Annotated in this window: 11 protein-coding genes; 5 read left to right on the top strand and 6 right to left on the bottom strand. The window is 74.4% G+C overall.

Going from position 1 to position 23,955, the window contains the following annotated elements; genetic code table 11:
- The first annotated feature begins 274 nt into the window (after positions 1–274).
- Entirely contained in the window at positions 275–9,133 is an 8,859-nt protein-coding gene (locus tag ACF09K_RS34175) for an amino acid adenylation domain-containing protein (protein WP_392249236.1), read from the top strand.
- 91 nt (positions 9,134–9,224) lie between these two features.
- Here the strand turns inward: ACF09K_RS34175 and ACF09K_RS34170 are convergent, their stop codons facing one another.
- The gene (locus ACF09K_RS34170; RefSeq protein WP_392249235.1) at positions 9,225–10,220 is read right to left on the bottom strand and encodes a LuxR C-terminal-related transcriptional regulator; all 996 of its coding nucleotides are present in this window, start codon (positions 10,218–10,220) and stop codon (positions 9,225–9,227) included.
- An 858-nt stretch (positions 10,221–11,078) separates the two neighbouring features.
- Here ACF09K_RS34170 and ACF09K_RS34165 point away from each other — a divergent pair.
- A complete protein-coding gene (locus ACF09K_RS34165) occupies positions 11,079–11,282 on the top strand; it encodes a hypothetical protein (RefSeq protein ID WP_392249234.1) in 204 nt (67 codons plus the stop codon).
- Between the two features lie 169 nt (positions 11,283–11,451).
- Here the strand turns inward: ACF09K_RS34165 and ACF09K_RS34160 are convergent, their stop codons facing one another.
- From ACF09K_RS34160 to ACF09K_RS34140, 5 genes are all read right to left on the bottom strand, one after another.
- Positions 11,452–14,367, bottom strand: a complete 2,916-nt coding sequence (locus tag ACF09K_RS34160) for an AAA family ATPase (RefSeq protein WP_392249233.1) — start codon at positions 14,365–14,367, stop codon at positions 11,452–11,454.
- A 309-nt stretch (positions 14,368–14,676) separates the two neighbouring features.
- Positions 14,677–17,826 (bottom strand): type 2 lanthipeptide synthetase LanM family protein, encoded by a 3,150-nt coding sequence (locus tag ACF09K_RS34155; RefSeq protein ID WP_392249232.1) that lies wholly within the window; start codon positions 17,824–17,826, stop codon positions 14,677–14,679.
- A 156-nt stretch (positions 17,827–17,982) separates the two neighbouring features.
- Positions 17,983–18,723 carry a Type 1 glutamine amidotransferase-like domain-containing protein gene (locus ACF09K_RS34150; RefSeq protein ID WP_392249231.1) on the bottom strand — a complete coding sequence of 247 codons (741 nt, stop codon included), beginning with the start codon at positions 18,721–18,723 and terminating at the stop codon, positions 17,983–17,985.
- 358 nt (positions 18,724–19,081) lie between these two features.
- Complete coding sequence (locus tag ACF09K_RS34145) at positions 19,082–20,200, bottom strand: fatty acid desaturase family protein (protein ID WP_392249230.1); 1,119 nt, start codon at positions 20,198–20,200, stop codon at positions 19,082–19,084.
- Between the two features lie 7 nt (positions 20,201–20,207).
- Positions 20,208–21,269, bottom strand: coding sequence for a ferredoxin reductase (locus tag ACF09K_RS34140; protein ID WP_392249229.1), 1,062 nt, complete (start codon positions 21,267–21,269; stop codon positions 20,208–20,210).
- An 86-nt stretch (positions 21,270–21,355) separates the two neighbouring features.
- Here ACF09K_RS34140 and ACF09K_RS34135 point away from each other — a divergent pair, with 86 nt between their 5' ends.
- From ACF09K_RS34135 to ACF09K_RS34125, 3 genes are all read left to right on the top strand, one after another.
- Positions 21,356–22,495, top strand: a complete 1,140-nt coding sequence (locus tag ACF09K_RS34135) for a PucR family transcriptional regulator (protein WP_392249228.1) — start codon at positions 21,356–21,358, stop codon at positions 22,493–22,495.
- A gap of 52 nt (positions 22,496–22,547) precedes the next feature.
- Positions 22,548–22,886: a thioredoxin family protein gene (locus ACF09K_RS34130; protein ID WP_392249227.1), complete on the top strand. Its 339-nt coding sequence runs from the start codon at positions 22,548–22,550 to the stop codon at positions 22,884–22,886.
- 209 nt (positions 22,887–23,095) lie between these two features.
- On the top strand, positions 23,096–23,437 hold the full coding sequence (locus ACF09K_RS34125; protein ID WP_392249226.1) for a hypothetical protein: 342 nt from the start codon (positions 23,096–23,098) through the stop codon (positions 23,435–23,437).
- Positions 23,438–23,955: the final 518 nt, after the last annotated feature.

Genomic DNA, 23,955 nt, shown 5'->3' with positions numbered 1-23,955 from the left:
CTAGTGACGCCGTCCATGGTGGTCAGCGGTGATTGCCGGCGGCACTGGGCAGTTGTGACCACCCCACGGGGCGTCACTTGTGCCCACTGGGGCGCCCCGCCCGCGCGCCCTAGCGTGCATGTCGCGGACGTTCTGCCGGGGCCGTGGTCTTGCCGGCGGCGCGGCTCCCGGCCCGTCCGGGGTCCCCCGCCCCACCCCTCACCGCCCGTCGTACGACGTGCCGCCCGTGAATCGCTTGTACCGCTGACGATGTCCTGACGATGGGGAGTGAACGGTGGCTGATCACCAGCTGGGGGAGCGGAGGCACGAGTCGGCGGACCTGGAGCCGCTGGAACTGCCGTCGGACCGACGGCCGTCGGACGACGGCCCGGGCCCCGCGGACCGGGTCCTGTTCGACGTACCCGCCCGGACCGCGGACGCGCTGGCCGCGCTGGCCCGCGACGCCGGCGTGGAGCTCCCCGCGGTCCTGCTGACGGTGTTCCACACGCTGTTGGGGCGGTACGCCGGCCGGGGCGACGTCCCGGTGGCGGTGCCGGCGGACGACCCGGACACGGCGGTCATGGTGCGCGGCGCGCACGGCGACCCGGCGTTCACCGAGGCCGTGGCGCACGTCGCGCGGGGCATGGCGGACGCCACCGGCCGGGGGCCGGTGCCGCTCGCGGTGCCGGCGGACGCGGTGGCGTGGTTCGCGTGGCGCACGGCCGTCCGGGAGCCCGCCGTGTTCCCCCCGGACGCGCACGTCACCCTGGAGGTCGTCGCGGACGGCGGCGGACTGAGCGGTGCCCTCGGCTACCGGACCGATCTGTTCGAGCGGGCCACGGCGGAGCGGATGGCGGGGCACCTCGCGACCCTCGCGCGCTCCGCCGCCGACACGCCCGGGGAGCCGCTCAGCGCGCTGGAGATGCTGACGGAGCCGGAACGGCACCGGATCCTGACCGAGTGGAACGGACCGCGGTCCGCGTTCCCGGACACCGCCACCGTGCACCGGCTGGTGGAGGAGCAGGTCGCTCGCCGGCCCGACGCGGTGGCCCTGGAGCACGGCGGACGACGGCTGACCTACCGGGAGCTGGACGAGCGGGCCGAAGGGCTGGCACGGTACCTGGCGGAGCGGGGCCTCGGCCCCGGCGCGCTGGTCGCGGTGTGCCTGGACCACGGCCCGGACCTGGTGTGCGCGCTGCTCGGCGTGCTCAAGTCGGGCGCCGCCTACGTGCCGTTGGACCCGGCCTACCCCGCCGAGCGGCTGCGGTACATGGTCGAGGACAGCGCCGCCCCGGTGGTGGTGACGCAGTCCGCGCACGCGGACCTGTTCGCACCGGGCACCACGCTGCTGCTGGCCGACCGGGAGTGGCCGGTCGGCACGGGCACCGCCCCGGCCGTCGCGGCCGCCGGCCCGGACGACGTGGCGTACGTCATCTACACCTCGGGCTCCACGGGCCGCCCCAAGGGCGTGCGGGTCGGGCACCGGGGCGTCGTCAACTACCTGCACTGGTGCGACCGGAACTATCCGCCGGCGCCCGGCGCGCGGACCGGTTCGCTGCTGTGCTCGTCGGCGGCGTTCGACCTGACGGTGACCGCGCTGTTCCTGCCGCTGGTGCAGGGACTGTGCCTGGTGGTGCCGCAGCCGGAGCCGGGCCGCACGGTCTTCGACGCGGCCGTGGACATCGTCGCGTCCGGTGTCCCGATCAGCTTCCTGAAGGCGACGCCCTCCCACCTGGAGCTGCTGACCGCCCGCCTGGAACAGGACGGCGTCCGGCACGCCGTCGCCACGGTGGTCGCCGGCGGCGAGGACCTGACACCGGCGCTGGCGCACCGGGTGCTGGCCCTGGGCGGCGAGGACACGGCGATCGTCAACGAGTACGGGCCGACCGAGGCGACCGTCGGCAACGTGGTCAGCCGCACGGTGTCGGTGGAGCCGACGGCGGACCACGTGCCGATGGGCCGGGCGATCGACAACACCGAGGTCTACGTGGTCGGGGCGCACGGTGAGGTCCAGCCGGTCGGAGTGCCCGGTGAGCTGCTGATCGGCGGTGTCAACGTGGCCCTCGGCTATCTGGGGCGGCCCGAGCTGACGGCGCGGCGGTTCGTGCCGCACCCCTTCTCGGCCGACCCCGAGGCCCGCGTGTACCGCACCGGCGACCTGGTGAAGTGGCTGCCGGACGGGCGCCTGGTCTACCTGGGCCGGATGGACGACCAGGTCAAGCTGCGCGGACACCGGGTGGAACTCGGAGAGATCGAGAACGCCCTGCTGTCCCGGCCGGACGTCGCGGCGGCCACGGTCGTGGTCCGCGAGGACACCCCCGGTGACAAGCGGCTGGTGGCGTACCTGGTGCCGGCCGGCGGCGTGGCCGTGGCCGTGGCCGGGCTGCGCGCGGCGCTGGCGCGGGAGCTGCCCGCGCACATGGTGCCCGTCCGGTACGTCGTACTGGAACGGCTGCCGCTCACCTCGAACGGCAAGGTGGACCGGCGGGCCCTGCCCGCGCCCGAGAGCCACCGCCCGGACGTCTCCGCCGCGTTCACCGCGCCGCGCACGCCCACCGAGCGGGCGGTCGCCGGCATCTGGGCCGAGCTGCTGGGCGTCGACCGGGTCGGCGCGGACGACGACTTCTTCGAACTGGGCGGGCACTCCCTGCTGGCCGCCCGGGTCGCCTCCCGGCTGCGCCGGGACCTCGGGGCGGACGTGCCGCACCGGACCCTGTTCGACGCGCCGACGCCGGCGCTGCTGGCGGCCGCCGTGGACACGCTGGGGCCGGGCACCTCCGCCGCGATCCCGCGGGCGGACCGCTCGGCGGGATCCCTGCCGCTGTCCTTCGCGCAGCAACGCCTCTGGTTCCTCGACCAGTTGGCGCCGGGCCGGGCCGAGTACACGATCCCGGTGGGGCTGCGGATCGAGGGGGACTTCGCGCCGGACGCCTTCGGCGCCGCGCTGAAGGCGCTGGTCGCGCGACACGAGATCCTGCGGACCCGGTTCGTCGCGGACGGCACGGGACGCCCGTTCCAGGTCGTCGACGCCGTGCGGCAGGTGCCGGTGGACGTCCATGACGCCCGGCACCTCGGCGTCGGCGCCGCGCGGGAGATCCTGCGCGAGGCGGCGGGAAGGCCGTTCGACCTCGCTGCGGGGCCGCTGCTGCGCGCGGTGGCGGTACGGGTGGCCGACGCGGAGTGGCTGCTGCTGCTCGCCGTGCACCACATCGTCTCCGACGGCTGGTCGGAGGGCATCCTGGCGCGCGAGCTGGGCGAGCTGTACGGGGCGGCGGTGGCCGGCAGGCCGGCCGGCCTGGCCCCCCTCGGCCTGCAGTACGCGGACTTCGCGAGCTGGCAGCGCGAGGCGCTGGACGGCCCGGCGCTGGCAGGACAGTCCGCGTACTGGCGGGAGCGGCTCGCCGGAGTGCGGCCGCTGGAACTGCCGGCCGACCACCGGCGGCCGGCCGAGCGGTCGGGCCGGGGCGGCACGGTCTCCTTCTCGGTACCCGCCGACGTGGCCGGCGCGGCCCGGCGGCTGGCGGCGGGGCAGGGAGCGAGCCTGTTCATGTCGCTGCTGGCGGTGTTCCAGCTGCTGATGGCGAAGTACAGCGGCCAGGACGACATCGCGGTCGGCACCCCGATCGCGGGCCGCAACCGGGCCGAGACCGAGGACCTGATCGGCTTCTTCGTCAACACCCTCGTCCTGCGCACCGACCTGTCCGGCGACCCGGCCTTCACCGAGCTGCTGGCCCGCGTCAAGGACACCGCGCTCGGCGCCTACGACCACCAGGACCTGCCCTTCGAACGCCTCGTGGAGGAACTCGCCCCCGACCGGGACCTGTCCCGCAACCCGCTGTTCCAGACGATGTTCGTGCTCCAGAACACCCCGGACGGCCACGCGTGGCGACTGCCCGGAACGGTGGTGGAGCCGGTCGCGGTCCGTGCGGAGGAGGCCAAGTTCGACCTGACCCTGTTCCTCACCGAGCGGCCCGACGGCTCGCTCGACGGCGATCTGGTGTTCGCCCTCGACCTGTTCGCACCGGACACGGCCGAGCGGCTGGCCGAGCACTTCACCACGCTGCTGCGCGCGGCCGTCGCCGGCCCGGAGCGCCGGCTGTCGGACCTGGAGGTGCTGGCCGGTGCCGAACGGCGCCGGGTGCTGGCCGACTGGAGCGGGACGGGGGCCGCCGCGGACACCGGTGCTGAAGCCGGTGCCGGTGCCGGTGCCGGTGCCGGGGAGACGGTGCACCGGCTCGTCGAGGAGTGCGCCGCCCTGCGGCCGGACACCACGGCGGTGCTCTCGGCCGGCGGGGAGCTGACCTACCGGGAGCTGAACGCGAGGGCCAACCGGCTCGCCCGGCACCTGCGTTCCCGCGGAGCCGGCCCCGGGACCGCGGTCGCCGTGTGCCTGGAGCGCGGCCCCGAGCAGATCACCGCACTGCTCGCGGTCCTCAAGTCCGGCGCCGCCTACGTGCCGCTGGATCCGGAGCACCCGTCCGACCGGCTCGCCCACATGGTCGCGGACGCGGGGGCCGCGCTCGTCGTCACCGACGCCGCCGGGGCCGCGCGGCTGCCCGACGAGCCCGGCCGGTTCCTCACCGACCGGGACTGGCCGTCCCTCGCGGACCTGCCGGCGCACGACCCGGAACCCGCGGCGACCTCCGGCGACCTGGCGTACGTGATCTACACCAGCGGCTCCACCGGCCGGCCCAAGGGCGTCGAGGTCGAGCACCGCAGCCTGGCCGGCCTGGTCCGCTGGACGGCCGACACCTTCGGCGCGGCCCCGGGACGGCATGTCGCCCTGCTGGCGGGGGTCGGGTTCGACGCGGCGGCCTGGGAGCTGTGGCCCGCGCTGGCGACCGGTGCCACCGTGTGCGTACCCGACGACACGGTGCGGCTGACGCCGGCGCTGCTCCAGCGCTGGCTCACCGAGCGGCGGGTCACGGGCACCTTCGTCTCGACACCGGTGCTGGAGGCACTGGCGGCCCTCGACTGGTCGGAGCCGACCTCCCTCGAGTACGTGCTGACCGGCGGTGACGCCCTGCGCCTGCCGGCCGGGCTGCGCCTGCCCTTCCGCGTCGTCAACAACTACGGACCCACCGAGTCGACGGTGGTGACGACCTCGGCCGAGGTCGTCCCCGGCACGGCCGTGCCACCGATCGGCCGGCCGGTGCGCGGCACCTTCGTGTACGTCGTGGACCGGCACGGCCGTCCGGTGCCGACCGGAGTGCCGGGCGAACTCCTCGTCGGCGGGACCGGGCTGGCGCGCGGGTACCGGGGGCAGCCCGGACAGACGGCGGAGCGGTTCGTGACCGTCCGCGTCGACGGCACGCCGCGCCGGGTCTACCGCACCGGGGACCGGGTGCGCTGGCTGGCCGACGGGCAACTGGAGTTCCTGGGGCGGCTGGACGAACAGGTGAAACTGCGCGGGCACCGCATCGAGCCCGGTGAGATCGAGGCGGTGCTGCTGGCCGGCCCCGACGTCGCCGCGGCCACCGTCGTCGTCCGCGAGGACACCCCCGGCGACAGGCGACTGGTCGCCTACGTCGTCCCGACGGCGGACGGCACGGTGTCGGGCGAGGCCCTGCGCGGACGGCTGCGCCGCGAACTGCCCGACTTCATGGTGCCGTCCGCGTTCGTGACGCTGGAGCGGCTGCCGCTCACCCCGAACGGCAAGGTGGACCGGCGGGCACTGCCCGCGCCCCGGCCCCGGGCGTCCGCGGCCGGTGGTCCGGCCCCCCGTACCCCGGTCGAACGCGCCGTCGCGGCGGCCTGGTCCCAGGTGCTGGGCACCGAGGTCACCGGTGTGGACGACGACTTCTTCGAACTCGGCGGCCACTCCCTGCTCGCCACCCAGGTGACGTCACGCCTGCGGGACGCGCTCGGGGTGGAGGTGCCGGTGCGGACCCTGTTCGCGGCACCCACCGTCGCCGGGCTGGCCGCGGCCGTGGCGGAGTCGGCGGCGGACGGGACGGCCGGCGCCGAGCCGATCGTGCCGGCCGACCGGACCGGCGGGCCGCTGCCGCTGAGCTTCGCCCAGCAGCGGCTGTGGTTCCTGGACCGGCTGGAGCCCGGACGCGCGGAGTACACCGTGCCCTTCGCGCTGCGCGTCGACGGTGCGCTGGACACCGCGGCCCTCGACGCGGCGCTGACCCGCATGCTGGCGCGGCACGAGATCCTGCGGACGCGGTTCGTCGCCGACGAGGACGGGGAGCCGGCGCAGGTCGTCGACCCGCCGGCACCGGTGCGCACCGCCGTCCACGACCTGCGGCACATCGCCGATCCCGAGGAGCGGCTGGAGGCGGCGGGACGCTTCGCCCGGGAGCAGGCCGCCCGCCCGTTCGACCTGGCGGCGGGACCGCTGCTGCGCGCGCACCTGGTGCGGCTGGCCGACGAGGAGGCGCACCTGCTGCTGACGGTGCACCACATCGCCTGCGACGGCTGGTCGGAATCGCTCATGGCACGCGAACTGCGGGAGGGCTACCGGGCGGCGACGACCGGCACCCCGCCCGAGGACACGGAACTGCCGGTGCAGTACGCGGACTTCTCCGTGTGGCAGCGGCGGAGGCTCTCCGGCGAGGTGCTGGAGGAGCAGTCGGCGTACTGGCGGGAGCGGCTCGCCGGCGTGGAACCGCTGGAACTGCCGACCGATCACCGCCGTCCGGCGGGACGGCCCGGCGGCGGCGACACCGTGACGTTCGAGGTGAGCGCGGCGGTGGCCGCCGGACTGCGGAAGGCCGCCAGAAGCGGCTCCGCGAGCCTGTACATGGTGCTGCTGGCGGCCTTCCAGGTGCTGCTGGCCAAGTACGGCCGCCAGGACGACGTGACCGTCGGCAGCCCGGTCGCCGGCCGCAACCGCGCCGAGACCGAGGACCTGATCGGCTTCTTCGTCAACACCCTGGTCATGCGCACCGACCTGTCCGGCGACCCCGCCTTCACCGAACTCCTCGACCGCGTCAAGGACACCGCGCTCGGCGCCTACGACCACCAGGACCTGCCCTTCGAACGCCTCGTGGAGGAACTCGCCCTCGACCGCGACCCGTCCCGCAACCCCCTGTTCCAGACGATGTTCGTGCTCCAGAACACACCGGACGAGCACGGCTGGAGCCTTCCGGGGCTGGACGTGCGGCCGTTCACGGTCACGCTGCCGGACGCCAAGTTCGACCTCACCCTGATGATGTCCGAGGACGCGGACGGCGGTCTGCGCGGCGCCCTGGAGTACCGGACGGACCTCTTCGAACGGGACACGGTCGCCCGGCTGGCCGGCCACCTGGGCACCGTGCTGGAGACGGTGGCCCACGAGCCCGCGGTACGCCTGTCCGGGCTCTGCCTGCTCACCCCCGAGGAGCGGCGGACGGCGGCCGAGCGGAACGACACCGCCACCGCCTTCCCGGACACCGCCACGCTGCACGGTCTGTTCGAGGAGCGGGCGGCACGGCAGCCGGACACGGTGGCCGTCGAGGGGCCGCAGGGCACGCTGACCTACGGCGAGCTGAACGCGCGCGCCAACCGGATCGCCCACCACCTGCGCACCCGGTACGGAGTGCGGCCGGACATGCCGGTCGCGGTCTGCCTGGAGCGCGGCCCGGACCTGGTGGCGGCCGAGCTCGGCGTCCTGAAGGCGGGGGCGCCGTACGTACCGCTCGACCCGGACCATCCGGCCGACCGCCTGGCGTACATGGTGCGGGACACCGCGACCCCCGTCGTCCTCACCGCCACCGCGCACAGCGGCCGGCTGCCCTCGGACGTGCCGCTGCTGCTGCTCGACGAGGACACCGCGACGCTGGCCGGCGAGCCGGACACCGACCCCCGGCCGGTCACCGCACCCCACCACCTGGCCTACCTGATCTACACCAGCGGATCCACCGGCCGCCCCAAGGGCGTGCAGGTCGAACACCGCAGCGTGGTCAACCTGGTGCACTGGACGGCACGGGAGTACGGGCTGGAGCCCGGACAGCGGATCGCGCTGCTGGCCGGGATCGGCTTCGACGCGGCGGCGTGGGAGCTGTGGCTCGGCCTGACCCGGGGAGCGACCTGCTGCGTCACCACCGAGACGGTCAGGCTCACCCCGCACCTGCTGCGGGACTGGCTGTGCGAACAGCGCGTCCACGCCACGTTCCTGTCCACGCCCATGCTCGAGGCCCTGGTGGCGCTGCCGTGGGCGCAGGAGAGCACCCTCGACTACGTGCTGACCGGCGGTGACCGGCTGCGGATGCCGCCACAGGCCCGGCCGCCGTTCCGCGTGATCAACAATTACGGTCCCACCGAGACCACGGTCATCGTCACCTCGACGGTGGTCGAACCCGGCGACGCGGTCCCGCCGATCGGCCGGCCCGTCGCCAACGTCCTGGCGTTCGTGGTGGACCAGCACGGCCGGCCGGTGCCGACCGGGGTGCCCGGCGAACTCCTCGTCGGAGGGGTGCCGGTGGCCCGCGGCTACCTGGGCAGGCCGGAGCTGACCGCGGAGAGGTTCACCGAGTACGAGGCCGAAGGAGTGAGCACCAGGGTCTACCGCACCGGTGACCTGGTGCGGTGGCGGACGGACGGACAGCTGGAGTTCCTGCGGCGGATCGACAACCAGGTGAAGATCCGCGGCAACCGCATCGAACTCGGCGAGATCGAGGCCACTTTGCTGACCCACCCCGGCATCGGCGAGGTCAGTGTGGTCGTCCGCGAGGACACACCCGGCGACAAGCGGCTCGTGGCCTACCAGGTGGCCACCGCCGCGGACGCGCCGAGCACCGCGGAACTCCACGCCCACCTGGGACGGTTCCTGCCCGACTACATGATCCCGGCGGCGTTCGTCACGCTGGAGCGGCTGCCGCTGACCGCCAACGGCAAGGTGGACCGGGCGGCCCTGCCGGCACCGGACCACCAGCGGCCGGACCTGGGCACGGAGTACACGGCGCCGCGCAACGCCGTCGAGCGGACCGTCACCGTCGTGTGGCAGGAACTGCTGGGCATCGAGCGCGTCGGCGTGCACGACAACTTCTTCCAGCTGGGCGGGCATTCGCTGCTCGCCACGCAGGTGGCGTCCCGGCTGCGGAAAGCGCTGCGGGTCGACGTGCCGGTGCGGGTCGTGTTCGACTCTCCCACCCCGGCGCGACTCGCCCAGGGCATCGCCGACCTGATGATGGCGGCGATCACGGCGCAGTTCGCCCCCGCGGGGTGACGGCACCCGGTGCCACGCCGTGAAGGGGCCGGACCTCGATGACGAGGTCCGGCCCCTTCACGGTGCGCCGGTCACGCCGGCGCGGGACGGTTCAGGCCACGTCCTCGGCGCGGATGCCGCCGCTGGCGAGCGCGAGGACGCCGAGCTGGAACCGGCTCTGGGCACCGAACCGGTCGGTCAGCTTCTCCGAGAGCCGGCGCACCGTGCGCAGCGAGACGTCCATCCGGCGGGCCGCCGCGGCGTCCGTGAGCCCCTGCGCCCACAGGCGGAGCACATGCTGCTCCTGGAGGGAGAGGTTGCCACGGGTACGAGGGCGCGCCTCCGCGAGCGGCAGGGCTTCCTTCCACAGCCGGGCGAACAGGGTCGCGAAGGCTTCCGTGACCGACTCGACGCCGCACGCCATCGCGCCGACCACGCCGCGGCCGCCGATGACCGGCACCACGACGTGCCTGCGGTCGGAGAGGAACATCCACACCGGCAGCGACGGCAGGGTGCGGACGGCGCCGCCGTACTCCTCGGTCCGGCGCAGGTGCTCCGTCGCCCCGGGATCGTTGCGGACGCTCTCCAGCACGATGGCGCGTGCGGGAGTGCCGCGCCGCCGCAGTATCTCGTCCACCGGGCGGCCCGCGTCGAGGACCGCCGCGTCCAGCCGCTCGGCCGGTCCGACGGTCAGCCACTCGTTCGCGCACTCCTCGGCGAGAGAGGTGACGCGCCGCCACACGGCGTCCGTGCCGGCCAGCCACTCGACGTCCGGAACGCTCGCCGGGCCGCGCCGGCCGCGCTCCGACAGCAGCCGCGTCACCTCCAGCCGGCTGCCCTCCACCTGGAGGCGGTGACGGGCCAGTTCGTCCTGCTGCCGGGCGAGCATCGCCGCCAGCCCGACCTCCGGATCGACCGGGCGCCAGCCGCTCGCGGAGTCCCCCGGAACGACGAGCAGCAGGGCGGACAGCCGCTCCAGCCCGTTCCGGACGGTTTCCTCGGTCTCCTCCAGATGCTCGGCCAGCTCGGACACCTGCGCGCGGGGTCGGTCGACCATCGCGATGTACACACTCCGCGCGACGGAGTCGATATCCAGAGAGGTCAGCATGTCGTCCACTCCTGTATGTCTTGTCGTACGGCACCTGTTCGCTGCGGGACACGGGTCGAGATCGGGCCGACGGCGTTCCCCCCGGGGCACGGCCGCGGGCCGTCGGCCGGACACCAGTAGAACGGGAGCCGCCGCGACGACGGATGCGGGCCGATCCCCCAAGTTCCTCGCGGACGAGGGCGCCCGGGGCGGGTGAGGGCACCACTGCGGACGGTGCCCGCGTCCGGACGTCGACCCCCGGCACGCACGGCCACCGCACCCGCTGGACGAACCGGACACCACCGCGCACACCGGCTGCTCCGCCGGCCGCCGACGCCTGCCGCGTGCGCAGGCGCGCGTGCTCGTCGGACCGCGCACGCCCCCATATACCTGCAGGGCCACCCGCCCGCCCCGTACACCTCGGCCCCGCGGCATCCGGCCCTGACGCCGGCCGCGCCACCCCGATGGCCTGCCCTTCCACCCCGACGGGCGCCCCTGCCCGGCCCGGCGCCGCGCGCTCCGCGGCCTCCTGCCCCCCTCGGCCGGCGGCACCGGGCACGGACCGCCGGAGAATATGGGGGACAGTTCCCCATGCGGGCCCCCACCGCATCTGTGACCTTGTTCTCGTGACCGCATCAGCCGCACCCGCGACTCCCCCCGACGCAGCCTCCCCGGCCCCCGCCCGGAGGGCCGACACGATCCCTCAGGCCGGCACCGGCCGCGACCCGCTCCGCACCGGCGCCCCCGCCCCGACCACCGCGATCACCGAACTTCGCTGCACCGGCCGGGCCTTCGCACGCTGAGAGTCACCGGGCGGGCCTCCCGACGCCGCCCGCCCACCATCCCGCACCCGCCCTCACAGACACGAGGTTTCCCACCATGGCCGAGCTCCGTCGCGACGACTCCTCCGCTCCCGCCGACCTCCCCGCCCGCCCGGCCGACCCGGACGCCGCCGGCGGCATCACCTTGTCGGGCCGCAACCGCGCCTGCGCCCGAGCCCGCGTCCTGGCGGGCATGGTCCTCACCAGCGGTCTCGTCATCACCCTGACCTCGATCGACACCTCGGTCTCGGCCCCGCACTGAACACGCGCTCCGCGCCGCGGGCCGGCGGCAGCGGGCCCGGCCCCACCGCGTGCCCGCCGGTACCGGACGGCGCACGGCACCGGACCGGCGGGAACGGACCGGTGCCCGGAGGCCGGGCCGCTCCGGCCGGACGAGGCCGGCCCCCCTCGCCGGGGCCGGCCGGGAACCCCTATGCGTCCCGCAGTGCGGCCGACCGTGCGCACAGCTCCGCGCGGTTCGCCGCCCCCGTCTTCGTGACCAGACTCGCGATGTGCTTCTCCGCCGTGCGCGGTGAGATGAACAACCGGTCGGCGATGTCCTTGTTGCTCAGGCGCTCCGCCAGCAACCGGAACACCTCGAACTCCCGCACCGTGACGCCTTGGGCGCGCAGCCGGTCGGGGATGCCGCTGGTGCCGGTGCGGTGCTGGTGCACGGAGACGCCGAGCCGGCGCAGCCCGGCCCGGCAGGCACCCGTGACGGCCTGGACGTCCCGCGCGTGGAAGTAGTGCTCCGCCCGCCGCAGCCAGCCCACCGGATCGCCCCAGCCGTCCTGGTGCGCCGCGTCCGCGACGAGTCGCAGCCCGAGATGCCGGGCCAGCGGGTACGGCTCGGCCACCGCCATCGCGGCCTCCACCGCCGCCGCCGCCCGCTCACCCGTGCTCTCGCGACCCAGCAGCACGGCATCGCTCAGCAGCACGAACTGACGGTTCCAGCGCATGCGGGCGGCGGCGGTGGCGGTGATCTCCTTGTGCCGGGCCCGGTCCGCGTCCCCGGCGAGCACGTCCAGCAGCAGGGCCAGGCCGTGGGTGCCGCCGAGGTGGTAGGTCGAGGGATTGCCCGCCTCCAGCGCCACCACCTGCCGCAGCTCCTCCCGGGCGAGGCCGCGGTCTTCCTCCAGCAGAGCGCAGAAGGCCCGCGCCAGACCGTGGCCGAGCGCCTCCTCCTGCGAACCGACGCCGTCCCACTCGGCGAAGGCCGCCAGCGACTGCTCCATCGCCGCGCGGTCGGCATGGTGGGCGGCCAGGACCGCCTGGGCCGTCAGGACGTACCGCACGACGGGCGCGAGACGCAGCCTTCGTACGACGGCCATGCATTCGGCGGCGACCGACCGGGCGGTGTCGTAGCGGCCGCGCAGCACCGCGTCCAGCACGAGGATGCCGTCCACGGTGTGGACGATGTTCACGGAGCCGAGCCGCAGCGCCTCCTCGCGGACCGACAGCAGGCCCGCGGTGTCGCCGTCGGCCAGCCAGGCGTTGCCGCCGAGCCGGGTGGCCGCGTACATGCGCTGCAACGGGAGACGGTGGCGCTCGGCCGTGGCCAGTGCCTGCCCGAGGATCGCCGCCGACTCCTCGGGGTCCCGCTCGCGGGCCACGGTCGCGAGCAGTTCCCGGGCCTGGCAGGCGACGACGGGCAGACCGTGCCGTTCGGCGGTGTCGGCGGCGGACCGGGCCAGTTTCTCCGCGTGCTGGGTGCGGTCGGGTCCCGGCGTGTCGAGGGCCAGGTAGGCGGCCGTGACGTCGATGGCCGCGACGGTCGACTCGTCCGGTGCCGCCGCCAGCACCTCGCGGGCGCGGGCTATCTGACGGTTGCCGTCGCTCCACCGGCCCGCCGTGTGGGCGACCTTGGCCAACCGGGTGTGCAGAGTGGCCAGGCGGACGGGACTCAGTCCCGAGCCGCCCAGCGCGTGCAGGTCCTCGGCCAGGTCGAGGGCGCGGGCGAAGTCACCGGCCTCCGCGAGGGCCGGCAGCAGGTTCTCCAGCACCATGGCCCGCGCCTGCGGATCGCCCGCGTCGGCCAGCAGGCCCTCGGACCGGCTCAGCAGGGTGACGGCGGAGCCGAGCGCTCCGGCCGCCAGCGCCCGGCCGCCCGCGTCCGCGAACAGCAGGCCGGCTTCGACCTTGTCGCCCGCCGTGCTGCGCAGCCCGGCCGCGAGCGGGCACCAGTCGCCGGCCAGGTCCGGATGCAGTTCCTCGACCGCCTCCGCGCCCCGCCGGGCCAGGTCCGCGCGCAGGCCCGGGGTCATCTGCGTGAACAGGGCTTCCACGGTGAGGGAGTGACGGAAGGAGTACCAGTCCGGCGCGGGTTCGTCGGGGACCACCAGCCGCGCCGCCACCCCGGCGTGCAGATGGCTGAGCAGGGCCCGGTCGTCGACGCCGGTCATGCGCTGCAGGACCGTGAGCGGAAAACGCCGTCCGAGCACGGCAGCGGCCGACAGCAGGGTCAGGCCCTGCGCGCCGAGCCGGTCGATGCGCCGCAGGATGCCACGCGCCAGCGACGAGGAGACGTCGCTGCGGAGGTTGTCGACGGCCCGCCAGCCTTCCGGCCCCCGCACCAGGGTGCCGGCCCCGATCATCGACTGGAGCAGTTCCTCGACCAGGTACGGGCTTCCCGAACTGTCCTCCCACAACCGCTCCAGGACCGCCGCGGGCACCTGCTCCGGACCGTCGGCTCCCAGTTGCGCCGCGACCATCTCATGCGTCTGGGGCCGGGTCAGCGGCGGCAGTTCCACCAGGGTGGCGGCGCCGCGCCGGCGGGCGGACTGCGCGAGGTCGAGGGCGTCGCTGAAATCCGTCCGGACCGTGGCGAGCAGCAGGACGGGCGAGTACTCCAGGTTGTCCACCAGGTATTCGAGGACGCCGAGCGTCTCCGGGTCGGCGTCGTGCAGGTCCTCCAGCAGCAGCAACTGGCCCCGCCCGCGTCCGGCGGCGATCAGCAGACGCAGTACGGCCTCGCCCAGGATCACCATGGAGCTGCTGTCCCGTTCCCCGGTGTCCCAGTCCGGGATCAGCCGCCCGAGGACCGGCCGGTAAGGGCCGAGAGCCAGGTCGTCCACGGGTTCGCCGCTGCGGAAGAGCGACATCAGGGCTTCGGTGAGCGGTCGGAACGGTACGGCCGGCCCCGTGGTGCTGCTGCGGCCCCGCAGCACCCGCATCCCGGCGTCCAGTGCCCCGCCGACCGCCTCCGCGGCGACCCGTGACTTGCCGACACCGGCCTCTCCCACCAGGAACACGACACCGCCGCGACCCTGGTGTGTGTCGGCCAGGGCACGCTCTAACAGGGCCAGTTGGGAGTCCCGCCCGACTAAAGAAGGCGTATGGGAACGCATGAGCGCCGATAGTAATCGGACATCGCGGCGTGCGGCAGGTCGCGCGGCTGCGGACCGGTTCCCCCACCGCCGCGGCGCGCCGGGTACCGGCCGTCGCCCTCACGTCCACGGGAACCGGCCCGCTGCCACCACGGGGCGAAGGGGAGGCGCCGAGCGTGCTGGGGGCGCCGCCGGTGAGCGCCACGGCGCCCACCCACGGGTACGGGCGCGAGCCGGGCCGCGGCGCGCGAGCATGGTGCGGGGGCCTAGGGAGGGGGCCGCGGGAGCGTAGGCAGGGGGAGTGGGAGGGGGCCGCGGGGAGGGGACCGGTCAGTGACCGGAGTCCTCCAGGAGCAGCAGGGACGGCACGGTTTCGGGGTGGGCGAGACGGAGGAGTCCGTAGCCGATGCCGGACAGTCCCGTCAGCAGCCCGGGGGAGGGGACGTGGTCGGGAGTGGCGCAGTGGTGGCTCTGCGCCTCGACCAGCGCGAGCACGTGTCCGGAACACCGGGACAGCGCCCCGGCGGCCACCGCGTCGCCCCGCCCGGCGAGCACGGCCAGCGCCTCCAGCGTGCCGAGCGTGCCCTGTTCGAGACTCAGACCGGGGCGCACCTCGGCACGGGCCAGGAAGGGCGTCAGCGCGCCGGCGGCGCTCAGGGGTGCGGCGGCGGCCACGCCGGCGAGCCCGGTGTTCCAGGAGAGGTCCACGGGCGTGGTCCCCACGGGCGTCGTCCCCACCGTGCGGACCGCGGCACGCAGCAGCGCGTCGGCGGCGCCCGCGTGCGCGGCGGCGCGCTCCGGGCGACGGTCGGCGTAGCGCCGCAGAGCCCAGCCGATCCCGGCGGCGCCGTCCGCGAACCCGGGCTCGCCGTCGACGACCGCGGCGTCCACGGGCGGGCCCGGCTGGTCCGGTTTGCGCACCGTCGCCAGCAGCAGGTCCGCCACCGCGTCGGCCAGCCGCAGGGCCTCGGGCGCTCCGGTCGCCTCGTACGCGGCGACGGCGGCGGTCAGCGCCCCGGCCGCACCACCGGCCAGCCTCGGATCGGAGCAGGAGGCGACGGCGTGCCCGAGCGCGGTGAGCGCGTCCGGCAGACAGCCCGTCAGGTCCTCACCGAGCAGCGCCGACAGCCTCACGAGCGCGTGGACGATGCCGGCGAGCCCGGCGTAGGCGCCGGGTCCGGCCGCCGCGCTCAGTTCGGGATCGGCGGCCAGCGCCCTCATCAGGGCGGGCAGCGGCCGGACCGTCTCCTGAGCCAGTACGGCATATCGGCCGGCCCCGGTCAGCGCGTACGCCTGCGCGAGGAACAGCGCCACCCCGCAATACCCCTGCCCCAGCCCGGCACCCATCGGCAGCACGGCCCAGTGCGGCCCCGAAACCCGCTCCAGCCCCAGCCAGTTGGTCCGGCCGCCGCCGCGTACCGCGCGGGCGGCGATCTCGTCGGCGATGCCGCACGCGGCGGCCAGCAGCCGCGAGGCGTCCGGCACGACCGCCGGGAGCGGGGCGAGAGCGAGTTCGGAACGCCGCGCCGGGGACGAACCGGTGCCACGCGCCGCCAACGTGGCCGAGACGATCCACTCCTGGTCGTGGCAGTCGATCTCGTCCATCCGGGCCAGCTTCGCGCCGACCGCGGTCACGGCGGCCACGGGCAGCACGTCCGGCAACCAGGTGCCATCGGCCGTCCGGACCCCTGTACCGGACGGCCGATGCACGAACAGGGGGACGTCGCCGCGCCACAGCTCCGCGGTCTCGTGCTCGATCAGGCGCCGGCGCGCCTCGTCGTGTTCCGACTCGGTCCACAGCACCGCGAACACACCCTCCCGGGCCAGGGCGTCGCCGAGCAGCGAAGGATGGGCGGACTCCTCCAGCAGCGTGGCGTAGAGGCGGGTGGAACGCGCGATGAGCCGCGCGGGACTGTCCGCGTGCTCCGCCAGCGGCCCGCCCGGTGCGAGCAGCTCACGACCGCGCGCGGCCAGCGCCGCGTAGCCGGCGCGGAACCCCTCCAGCAGGGCCGCCCGGTGGTCGGCCGCTTCCAGGGGCGCCCCCGCGGGCAGCGGCTGGTTCTGCGCGGCCGGGCTGAGCACCGCTCCCCGTACCGCCCGCATCGTGTCCTTGCCGCTGTCCTCCCAGTACAGGCCCTCGCTCGGGAAGGTGCCCTCGGTGTCCCGGCCCAGCGCGGAGATGTCGAGCGCGCCGTGCTGGCCGATCAGCAGGTGGGGCAGGAGACAGGTGCGGTGCACGGAGGCCTGCAGGGCGTCCGCGGCCGGGTCGGCACCGGCCGTCATGGCCTGCGGAAGCCCGGTGTGCAGCAGGGTCTCGGCGTCCACCAGGACCGGCTGGTCACCACAGGCGATGACGTTCTCGTAGTGCATGTCGGCGCCGTCCACCGCGTACAGCAGGGCCAGCAGCAGCCCCTGGCGCCGGTAGAAGGCGTCGGTCTCGGCGCCCGACCGGCACCAGCGGTGCTCCACGAACTCCAGCCAGCCGTACTCCGGCCGGCGCACACTGCGTGGCGTGCGCAGCGCGAGGCCGGGAACCTCGGCACCGAGCCAGGCCGCCAAGTCGTCCAGCAGGGCGTGCTGCTCGAGCGGCCGGGGCTTGTACACGAGCCGGCCGCCGTCGGCGAAGCGCAGGACCGCGACCGCCCGGCTGCCCTGGTGGGCGTCGCCCAGACCGAGGTCCACCCCGGCCAGCGCACCGGGCGCGTGCCCGTCGAGGAGCCCGGTGACCAGGTCCTCCCGGTCGGCCTGGAACCGCGTCACCAGCTCCGCCACGGCGTCCGCCGCGTCCAGCGCGGTCCGCGCGAGCATCCGGGCCAGCACCGGGTAGGCCGCGAAGAGCGCGGACAGGCCCGGCCGACTGCCGGTGGCGGCGACGAACGAGGCGAACCGCTCACGCGGGCCCGCACCGGCGAGCCGCCGGGCGCCCCGGGCCCGGGACAGCTCGTGGACCAGGGTCCGGGCTGCCTGCCGGGTCAGCCGCGCGGTCAGCCACTGCTCGAACGCATCCCGCCACACGGCCTGTTCGATCGCGGGAGCATCCCCCGTACTGAGGGCAAGCCGGTCCGCGGCCGGGACGACGAGCGGCCGTACGACGGCGGCGAAGACCTCGGGACCCGCGCCGTCCGTCGTCGGCTCGTCGAGGCTCTCGGGGGCGGCGGCCAGTGCCGCCTCGGCCCAGTCGGCCCAGTCGGGCTTGGCCGCGCGGCCGGCGAGGCGCTCGGCGGTTTCCGCGGCGAGGGCCGCCGCGGTCGCCCCGTCCACCCCGAGGTGGGCCAGCCGCAGGGCGAAGCCCTCGCCGTCCCCGAGGTTCCACGGAGCGCGTCCGGCGGCGGAACCGGCGGGCGCCGCCGGGAGGCCGGGTGCGGCGAGCCGCTCCGCGAGGGTCAGCGCCGGGGCCCACCAGGCGAGCGGCAGGCGGGCGCCGAGCGGAGTCGGAAGGCCGGTGGTCCGGGGAGCTGGGAGGTCGGCGGTCTCAGTCACGAGGAAGAAGGTGCCAGACCCGCGCGACCCCCACATGGGGAAGTGACCCCCATATTCCTGCGCGCCCGGCGCCGATCGGAAGCGTCCGCCGTGCGGACGCCCCGTCGCGACGGGAACGGCCGGCCGCGCGCGTCCCCGGGCGGTACCCGGTGTCGCTCAGAACCGGGGCGCGGGCAGCAGCCGCGGTGCGATCCGCTCCTCCACCACCTCGGCGCCCTCGCGGCCGACCACGTAGGCCGCCTTGCCCGGCAGTTCCGCCACGGCCTCGACCAGTTCGGTGCCCCGGTAGACCAGACCCACCCCGTCGTCGGTGCAGTGGGCCGTCCGGAAGGCGCCCTCGGCGACCAGCCGGTGGATCAGCGGACGCCGGCCCGCGTCGGAGTCGTAGTGCACGCCGTTGCCGTACGGCAGCAGGCCCAGCCCGTCGGTGACCGGGCGCAGCCCGGGGCCGAAGGAGTCCGTCGCGCCGCCCTCGAACCAGCAGAGGGAACCCGCGCTGATTCCGGCGAGCACCACGCCCGCCCGCCACGCGCGCCGCATGATCGCGTCCAGGCCGTGCACCCGCCACACCGCGAGCAGGTTGGCCACCGAACCCCCCATCACCCAGACCACGTCGTGCGCGAGGACCGTACCCTCGACGTCCTCGACGTTCGGCATGGGGAACAGCTGCAGGGGAGTGAGGTCGTGGCCCGCCACCCGGGCCGCCTCCGCCACCCGCGCCGTCACGTGCTCGGCGTCACCGGTCGCCGTGCCGACGTACAGGATGCGCGGACGCCTGCCGTGCACGCCGGACAGGTCGACCGCGTGGTGGACCAGGGCGTCGAAGAGCAGCCGGGTGCGCGTACCGGCACGGTGCCCTCCGGACGTGGCGAGGATGGTCGGTTCCGCAGCGGTCACATGCGTGATCGTAGCGCTCCGCATCACCTCTGCGAACGTGTGGCATGTCAAAGCCGTCGTGGTCCGCGGGAGCCTGTTCCCGGCCGGCTCGTCGACGGACCTCGAAGCCGACCGCTGATGAGCGCGGGGCAGACCGACCGGCGCTCCCGCGCCGCCTGAGCGGCAGCTGCCCGGCGCCGGGCGAGCCGCTGCCGACACCGGGCCGCCCCGGATCCCGTGCCCTGCGGGCCGACCTCGCGGTCGCCCACCGTCCGCAGCGGGCCCCACCGAACCCGGTAGGTCTCACCCGACCCGGCGGATCCCACCGAACCCGGCGGTGCCGCCGGTACGGCCGGAAGATCCGAACCCGTGCCGGGGGTCAGGCCGCGACGAGCTCCTGCTCGCGGTCCGGCGTCCTGGACTTCGGCTTCCTGTTCGGCAGCGAGAGCCGGAAGACCTTGTGCCACGCGGAGAACACCTGCTTGGGCAGCGGCCCGGTGACGTACTCCAGCTCGTACTTCTCGAACAGCGCGCGCACCTTCACCGCGACCTCGGCGTACCGGTTGCTCGGCAGGTCCGGGAACAGGTGGTGCTCGATCTGGTGCGACAGGTTGCCGGTCATGAAGTGCATGGCCTTGCTGCCGCTGATGTTCGCCGAGCCCATCATCTGGCGCAGGTACCACTGGCCGCGCGTCTCGCCCTTGATCGACCGGCGCTCGAAGACCTTCACACCCTCGGGGAAGTGCCCGCACATGATCACCGAGTGGGACCAGACGTTGCGGACCACGTTCGCGGTGAACGTGGCGGCGAGCGTGGTGAGGAACGACGGGCCCGACAGCGCAGGGTGGATCACGTAGTCCTTGAGCACCTGCTTGCGGATCTTGCGGCCCACCGCCCTGGCCCGCGCGCGGAACTCCGGGTTGTTGCGGCGACGCTTGTGCAGGTTCTTGCCGAGCTCGAGGTCGTACGCCGCGATGCCGTACTCGAAGAAGCAGGCGTTGATGAAGTTCCACAGCGGCTGGCCGAGGTGGATCGGGTGCCACTTCTGGTCCTCGTCGACGCGCATGATGCCGTAGCCGAGGTCGTTGTCCTTGCCGATCACGTTGGTGTACGTGTGGTGCAGCTCGTTGTGCGAGTGCTTCCACTGGTCGGCCGGCGAGACGTGATCCCAGTCCCAGGTGGTGGAGTGGATCTTCGGGTCCCGCATCCAGTCCCACTGGCCGTGCAGGACGTTGTGGCCGATCTCCATGTTGTCCATGATCTTGGCCACGGACAGACCGGCGGTGCCGATCAGCCACGCGGGCGGGAAGAACGAGAACAGCAGCACGCCCCTGCTGGCCAGCTCGAGCGCGCGCTGCGCCGAGATGACCTTGCGGATGTAGGCGGCGTCCTTCTCACCGCGACTGGCGATCACCTCGTCGCGGATCGCGTCCAGCTCGCGGCCGAGCTCCTCGATCTGCTCCGCGGTCAGGTGGGCGGTGGGGTCGATGGCGGTCAAGGTGCTCCTACCGTTCGATGTCGCAGGGGCCCGCCGCGGCGGACACGCAGGTCTGGATGAGGACGCCCGGCTCGGCCTCGGTGATCTCGCCGGTGCGCAGGTCGCGGACGGCGCCCGCCCTGAGCGGCGTGACGCAGCCGAAGCAGATGCCCATGCGGCACCCGGAGGGCATGAGCACGCCGGCCTCCTCGCCGACGTCCAGCAACGGCGTGGTGCCGTCCGCGTCGACGGTCTTGCCGGTGGTGCTGAACGTGACCTCGCCACCGCCGGCGTCACCCGCGACGGCGATGCCGGTGCGGAAGCGTTCGGTGTGCAGGCGCTCTCGGGCGCCGTGCTCGCTCCAGTGCTCTTCGGCGGCGTCGAGCAGGCCCGCGGGCCCGCAGGCCCAGGTCTCGCGCTCGGCCCAGTCGGGCACGAGTTCGCCGAGACGGGCGAGGTCGAGCACGCCGTCGATGTCGGTGTGCACCTCGGTGAGCCGCAGCTTCCCGTCCGCGACCAGGTCGTGCAGTTCGTCGCGGAAGATCACGTCCTGCGGCCGTGGCGCGCAGTGGACCATGACGACGTCGTCGAACTCGGCGTCGCGCAGCATGCCCATCACGGGCGTGATGCCGCTGCCGGCCGTCAGGTAGAGCACCTTGGCGGGCTTGGTCTCCGGCAGCACGAAGTCACCGGTCGCCTGGTCGAGCTGGATCAGCGTGCCCGGTCTCGCCCTGCGGACCAGGTGGTTGCTGACCTTGCCGTCCGGGATCGCCTTCACGGTGATCGTGACGCGGCCGTCCTGGCGGTTCGTCGGCGAGGTGAGGGAGTAGGCACGCCACAGGCGCACCCCGTCGACGTCGACCCCGATCCGCACGTACTGACCGGCCGTGTGGCCGCGCCAGCCCCGTCCCGGCCTGATCACGACGGTCGCGGCGTCATCCGTCTCGGGGTGCACGGCCTCGATGCGCCCCCGCAGGTCGGCGCCCGCACGCAGCGGACTGACCAGGTCGAGGTAGTCCGACGGCAGCAGCGGCGTCGTGACCATCTCCAGCAGTTTCCACGCCCTGCTGCGCAGGGCTGTACTCGTCATGACCCCAGCTTGCTGCGCCTCAAGGCGTAAAGTCCTGACCGCAGGACGTAAATCTGGTCGGCTGAATTGTTCGCAGGAAACAAAACATGAGCCATGCAATCCGGAGGGCCAGCGAACTGGCCCTGGACGAGACGACGGTCACCGCACTTCGGGCCGAGCTGAGGACCACCGCCGACGAGGTCGTCCAGGCGATCATCGACGAGGTCCCTCCCTACGCCAACGCCCTTTCGGGCCACATGGGCGCCACCATCCGCCGAGCCGTCCGCACCGCCCTGGGGCACTACCTGGACCTCGCGAGCGGGAAGGCCACGGGCGGCGACGCCGGTGACGCGGCCTACGAGCTGGGCCGCGGCGAGGTGCGCGACGGCCGTTCGATGGACGCCCTGCTCAGCGCCTACCGCGTCGGCGCCCGCGTGGCCTGGCGATGCCTGGCGGCGGGCGCCGTGCCCGCAGGTCTGCCCGCCGCCGAGGTCGCCAAGTTCGCCGAGCTGACCTTCGCCTACATCGACGAGCTCTCCGCCGCGAGTGCCGCGGGCCACGCCGACGAACTGGCCGCCCGGGGCAGGGCTCATGAGCGCCACCTGGAACACCTGGCCCGCGACCTCCTCATCGGTGCGAGCCCGGACGTGCTGCTGGCCTCTGCCCAACGGGCCGGGTGGCAGCCCCCGGTTTCGCTGACCGCGGTCCTGCTGCCCGCCGCCCAGGCCCGGCCCGCCTACCGCACGCTCGACCCGAGCACCCTCGTCCTCGACGATCTGCCGGACGCCCTGGGCGTGCTGCTCGTCCCCGACGCGGACCGATCACACCTCCTGAGGCGGCTGACCGACCGCACCGCCGTGGTCGGCCCGGCCCGGCCATGGACTCGGGCGTCCGCCTCGTACGCACGGGCCGTACGCGCGCGCTCCCTCTCCGCTGACATCCGCGACACCGAGGACCACCTGCCCGAGCTGGTGCTGAGCGCCGACGTGGAGGCGTTCGCGGACCTGCGTGCCCGAGCCCTCGCACCGTTGCGGACCCTGCCCGCCGCGACCGCACGGCGGCTGGAGGAGACGTTGCGGGCGTGGCTGCTGCACCAGGGCAGGCGGGAGGAGGCGGCGGCGGCGTTGTTCGTCCATCCCCAGACGGTCCGGTACCGGATGGCGCAGCTGCGGGAGCTGTTTCCGGATCTCGCGTCGCCGCACCGGGTCCTCGAACTGACGCTGGCGGTCGGTCTCCGGACCGGCTGACGACGCGGGGGATGATGGGGAGGGAACGACGGACGTGAGGTCAGGAGCGTGCATGGCGAACCGGGTCCACCGACCCCGTGAGGACGCGGAGTTCGATTTCATCCTCGGGATGAGCGCGGTTCCGGTCCTCGCGTACTTCACCGGGACATGGCCCAAGGCGATCGAGCCCTGCCGGGTGATGGACCTCGTCGTGGGTGGCATCGCCGACGACCGCACGGGCCGCCTGACGGTCGTCCGCGCCGACATCACGCGTTGTCCGGCCGCGACCGAGCGGTGCGGGATCACCGGAGCCCCGTCCTGCGTCCTGCTGAAGGAGGGGGAGGCGGTGGCGCACGGCGCGGGGCCCATGACCGTCGCCGAGGTGCGGAAGTTCCTGGACGGCCACCTCTGAGCGGCCACCGCGGCACGTGACCGCGGCGCCCGTCACGTCTCGTCCGTGGGAACCGTGCCGCCTGGGACACCCCGGGACCGGGCAAGGGGACGGGCGTGCCACGGCTCGGTCCTCTCGGGGGATCGAGCCTCCATCAGACCCGGTGCGCCTCACCGGGCCGCGCGGGCTGATCACCGTCCATGACCACGGGGAGAGGGGGAGTGCGGGACGTGGGAGTCGCATCGATCGCCGTACGGCTGGTCGGCAGGGTGCCCGGGAAGGCGGACGAAGGGTTCGTGTACTCCTGGCTGGTGCCCGACGACGGACGGCACGGGTGGATGCTGTTCGACCCGGCGGAGGGGGCCTTCCGCGAGTGCGGCGAGGCGGGGACCGTTCCGGAGGACGGCATGGAGGTCCGTTTCGGAATGCCCGAGGAGGAGTCGCTGCGCAGGCACGCCCGGTGGGAGGGCGACCGGGAGTGGCGGGTGATGGTGACGGCGGCCTACGGTGTCTGGAAACAGTTCCAGGAACACGGGGAGCCGCCCCGGCAGGCCCACCGGACCTTTCACTAGGAGTTGTCGTCGAAGCGTCACGCTCACCTCAGGGGCGAGGCGAGGGCTGCCTGGTAGCACCCGGCGGTCTCGATGACCCTGTGGAGGCCAGGCCGCCAGGGCCTGTTCCCCGGACAGGGCGGGGCCCGGAGGACGATCGTGCAGAGCTCTCGGGCGACACGGCGTTTCAGGCAGCGGATCGCTTCGCGGCGGGTCCTGCCCGCGGTGACGCGTCGCTCGACGTGGCTGCGGCTGCGGGTTTCCCACCGCGGTCCGGCGCCCCGGGAACCACCGGTGGCCGACGCAGTGCTCGGCAGGCACAGGTCACGCCGCCCGCGGGACGGTGCGGGCCGGCTCCGGGGCGCCGTGTCCGGCGTCGAACGCGGCGACCGTCTCCGGGCCGCCGGTCACCCGCCGGCCGGCCCGCTTCGTGAAAGCGCGTGACTAGTCTTCTGAGTCAGGAGTTCTGGTCAGATGTGTAGGGTTGCGGGGTGGCGCGTACTGGGCGGCCGAAGGCCGAGTTGATCCTGTCGGACGCG

Source organism: Streptomyces sp. NPDC014882 (assembly GCF_043081325.1).
GTDB lineage: Bacteria > Actinomycetota > Actinomycetes > Streptomycetales > Streptomycetaceae > Streptomyces.
Note: the sequence above shows the minus strand (reverse complement) of the source record. Positions and strands in the feature narration are given on the sequence as shown.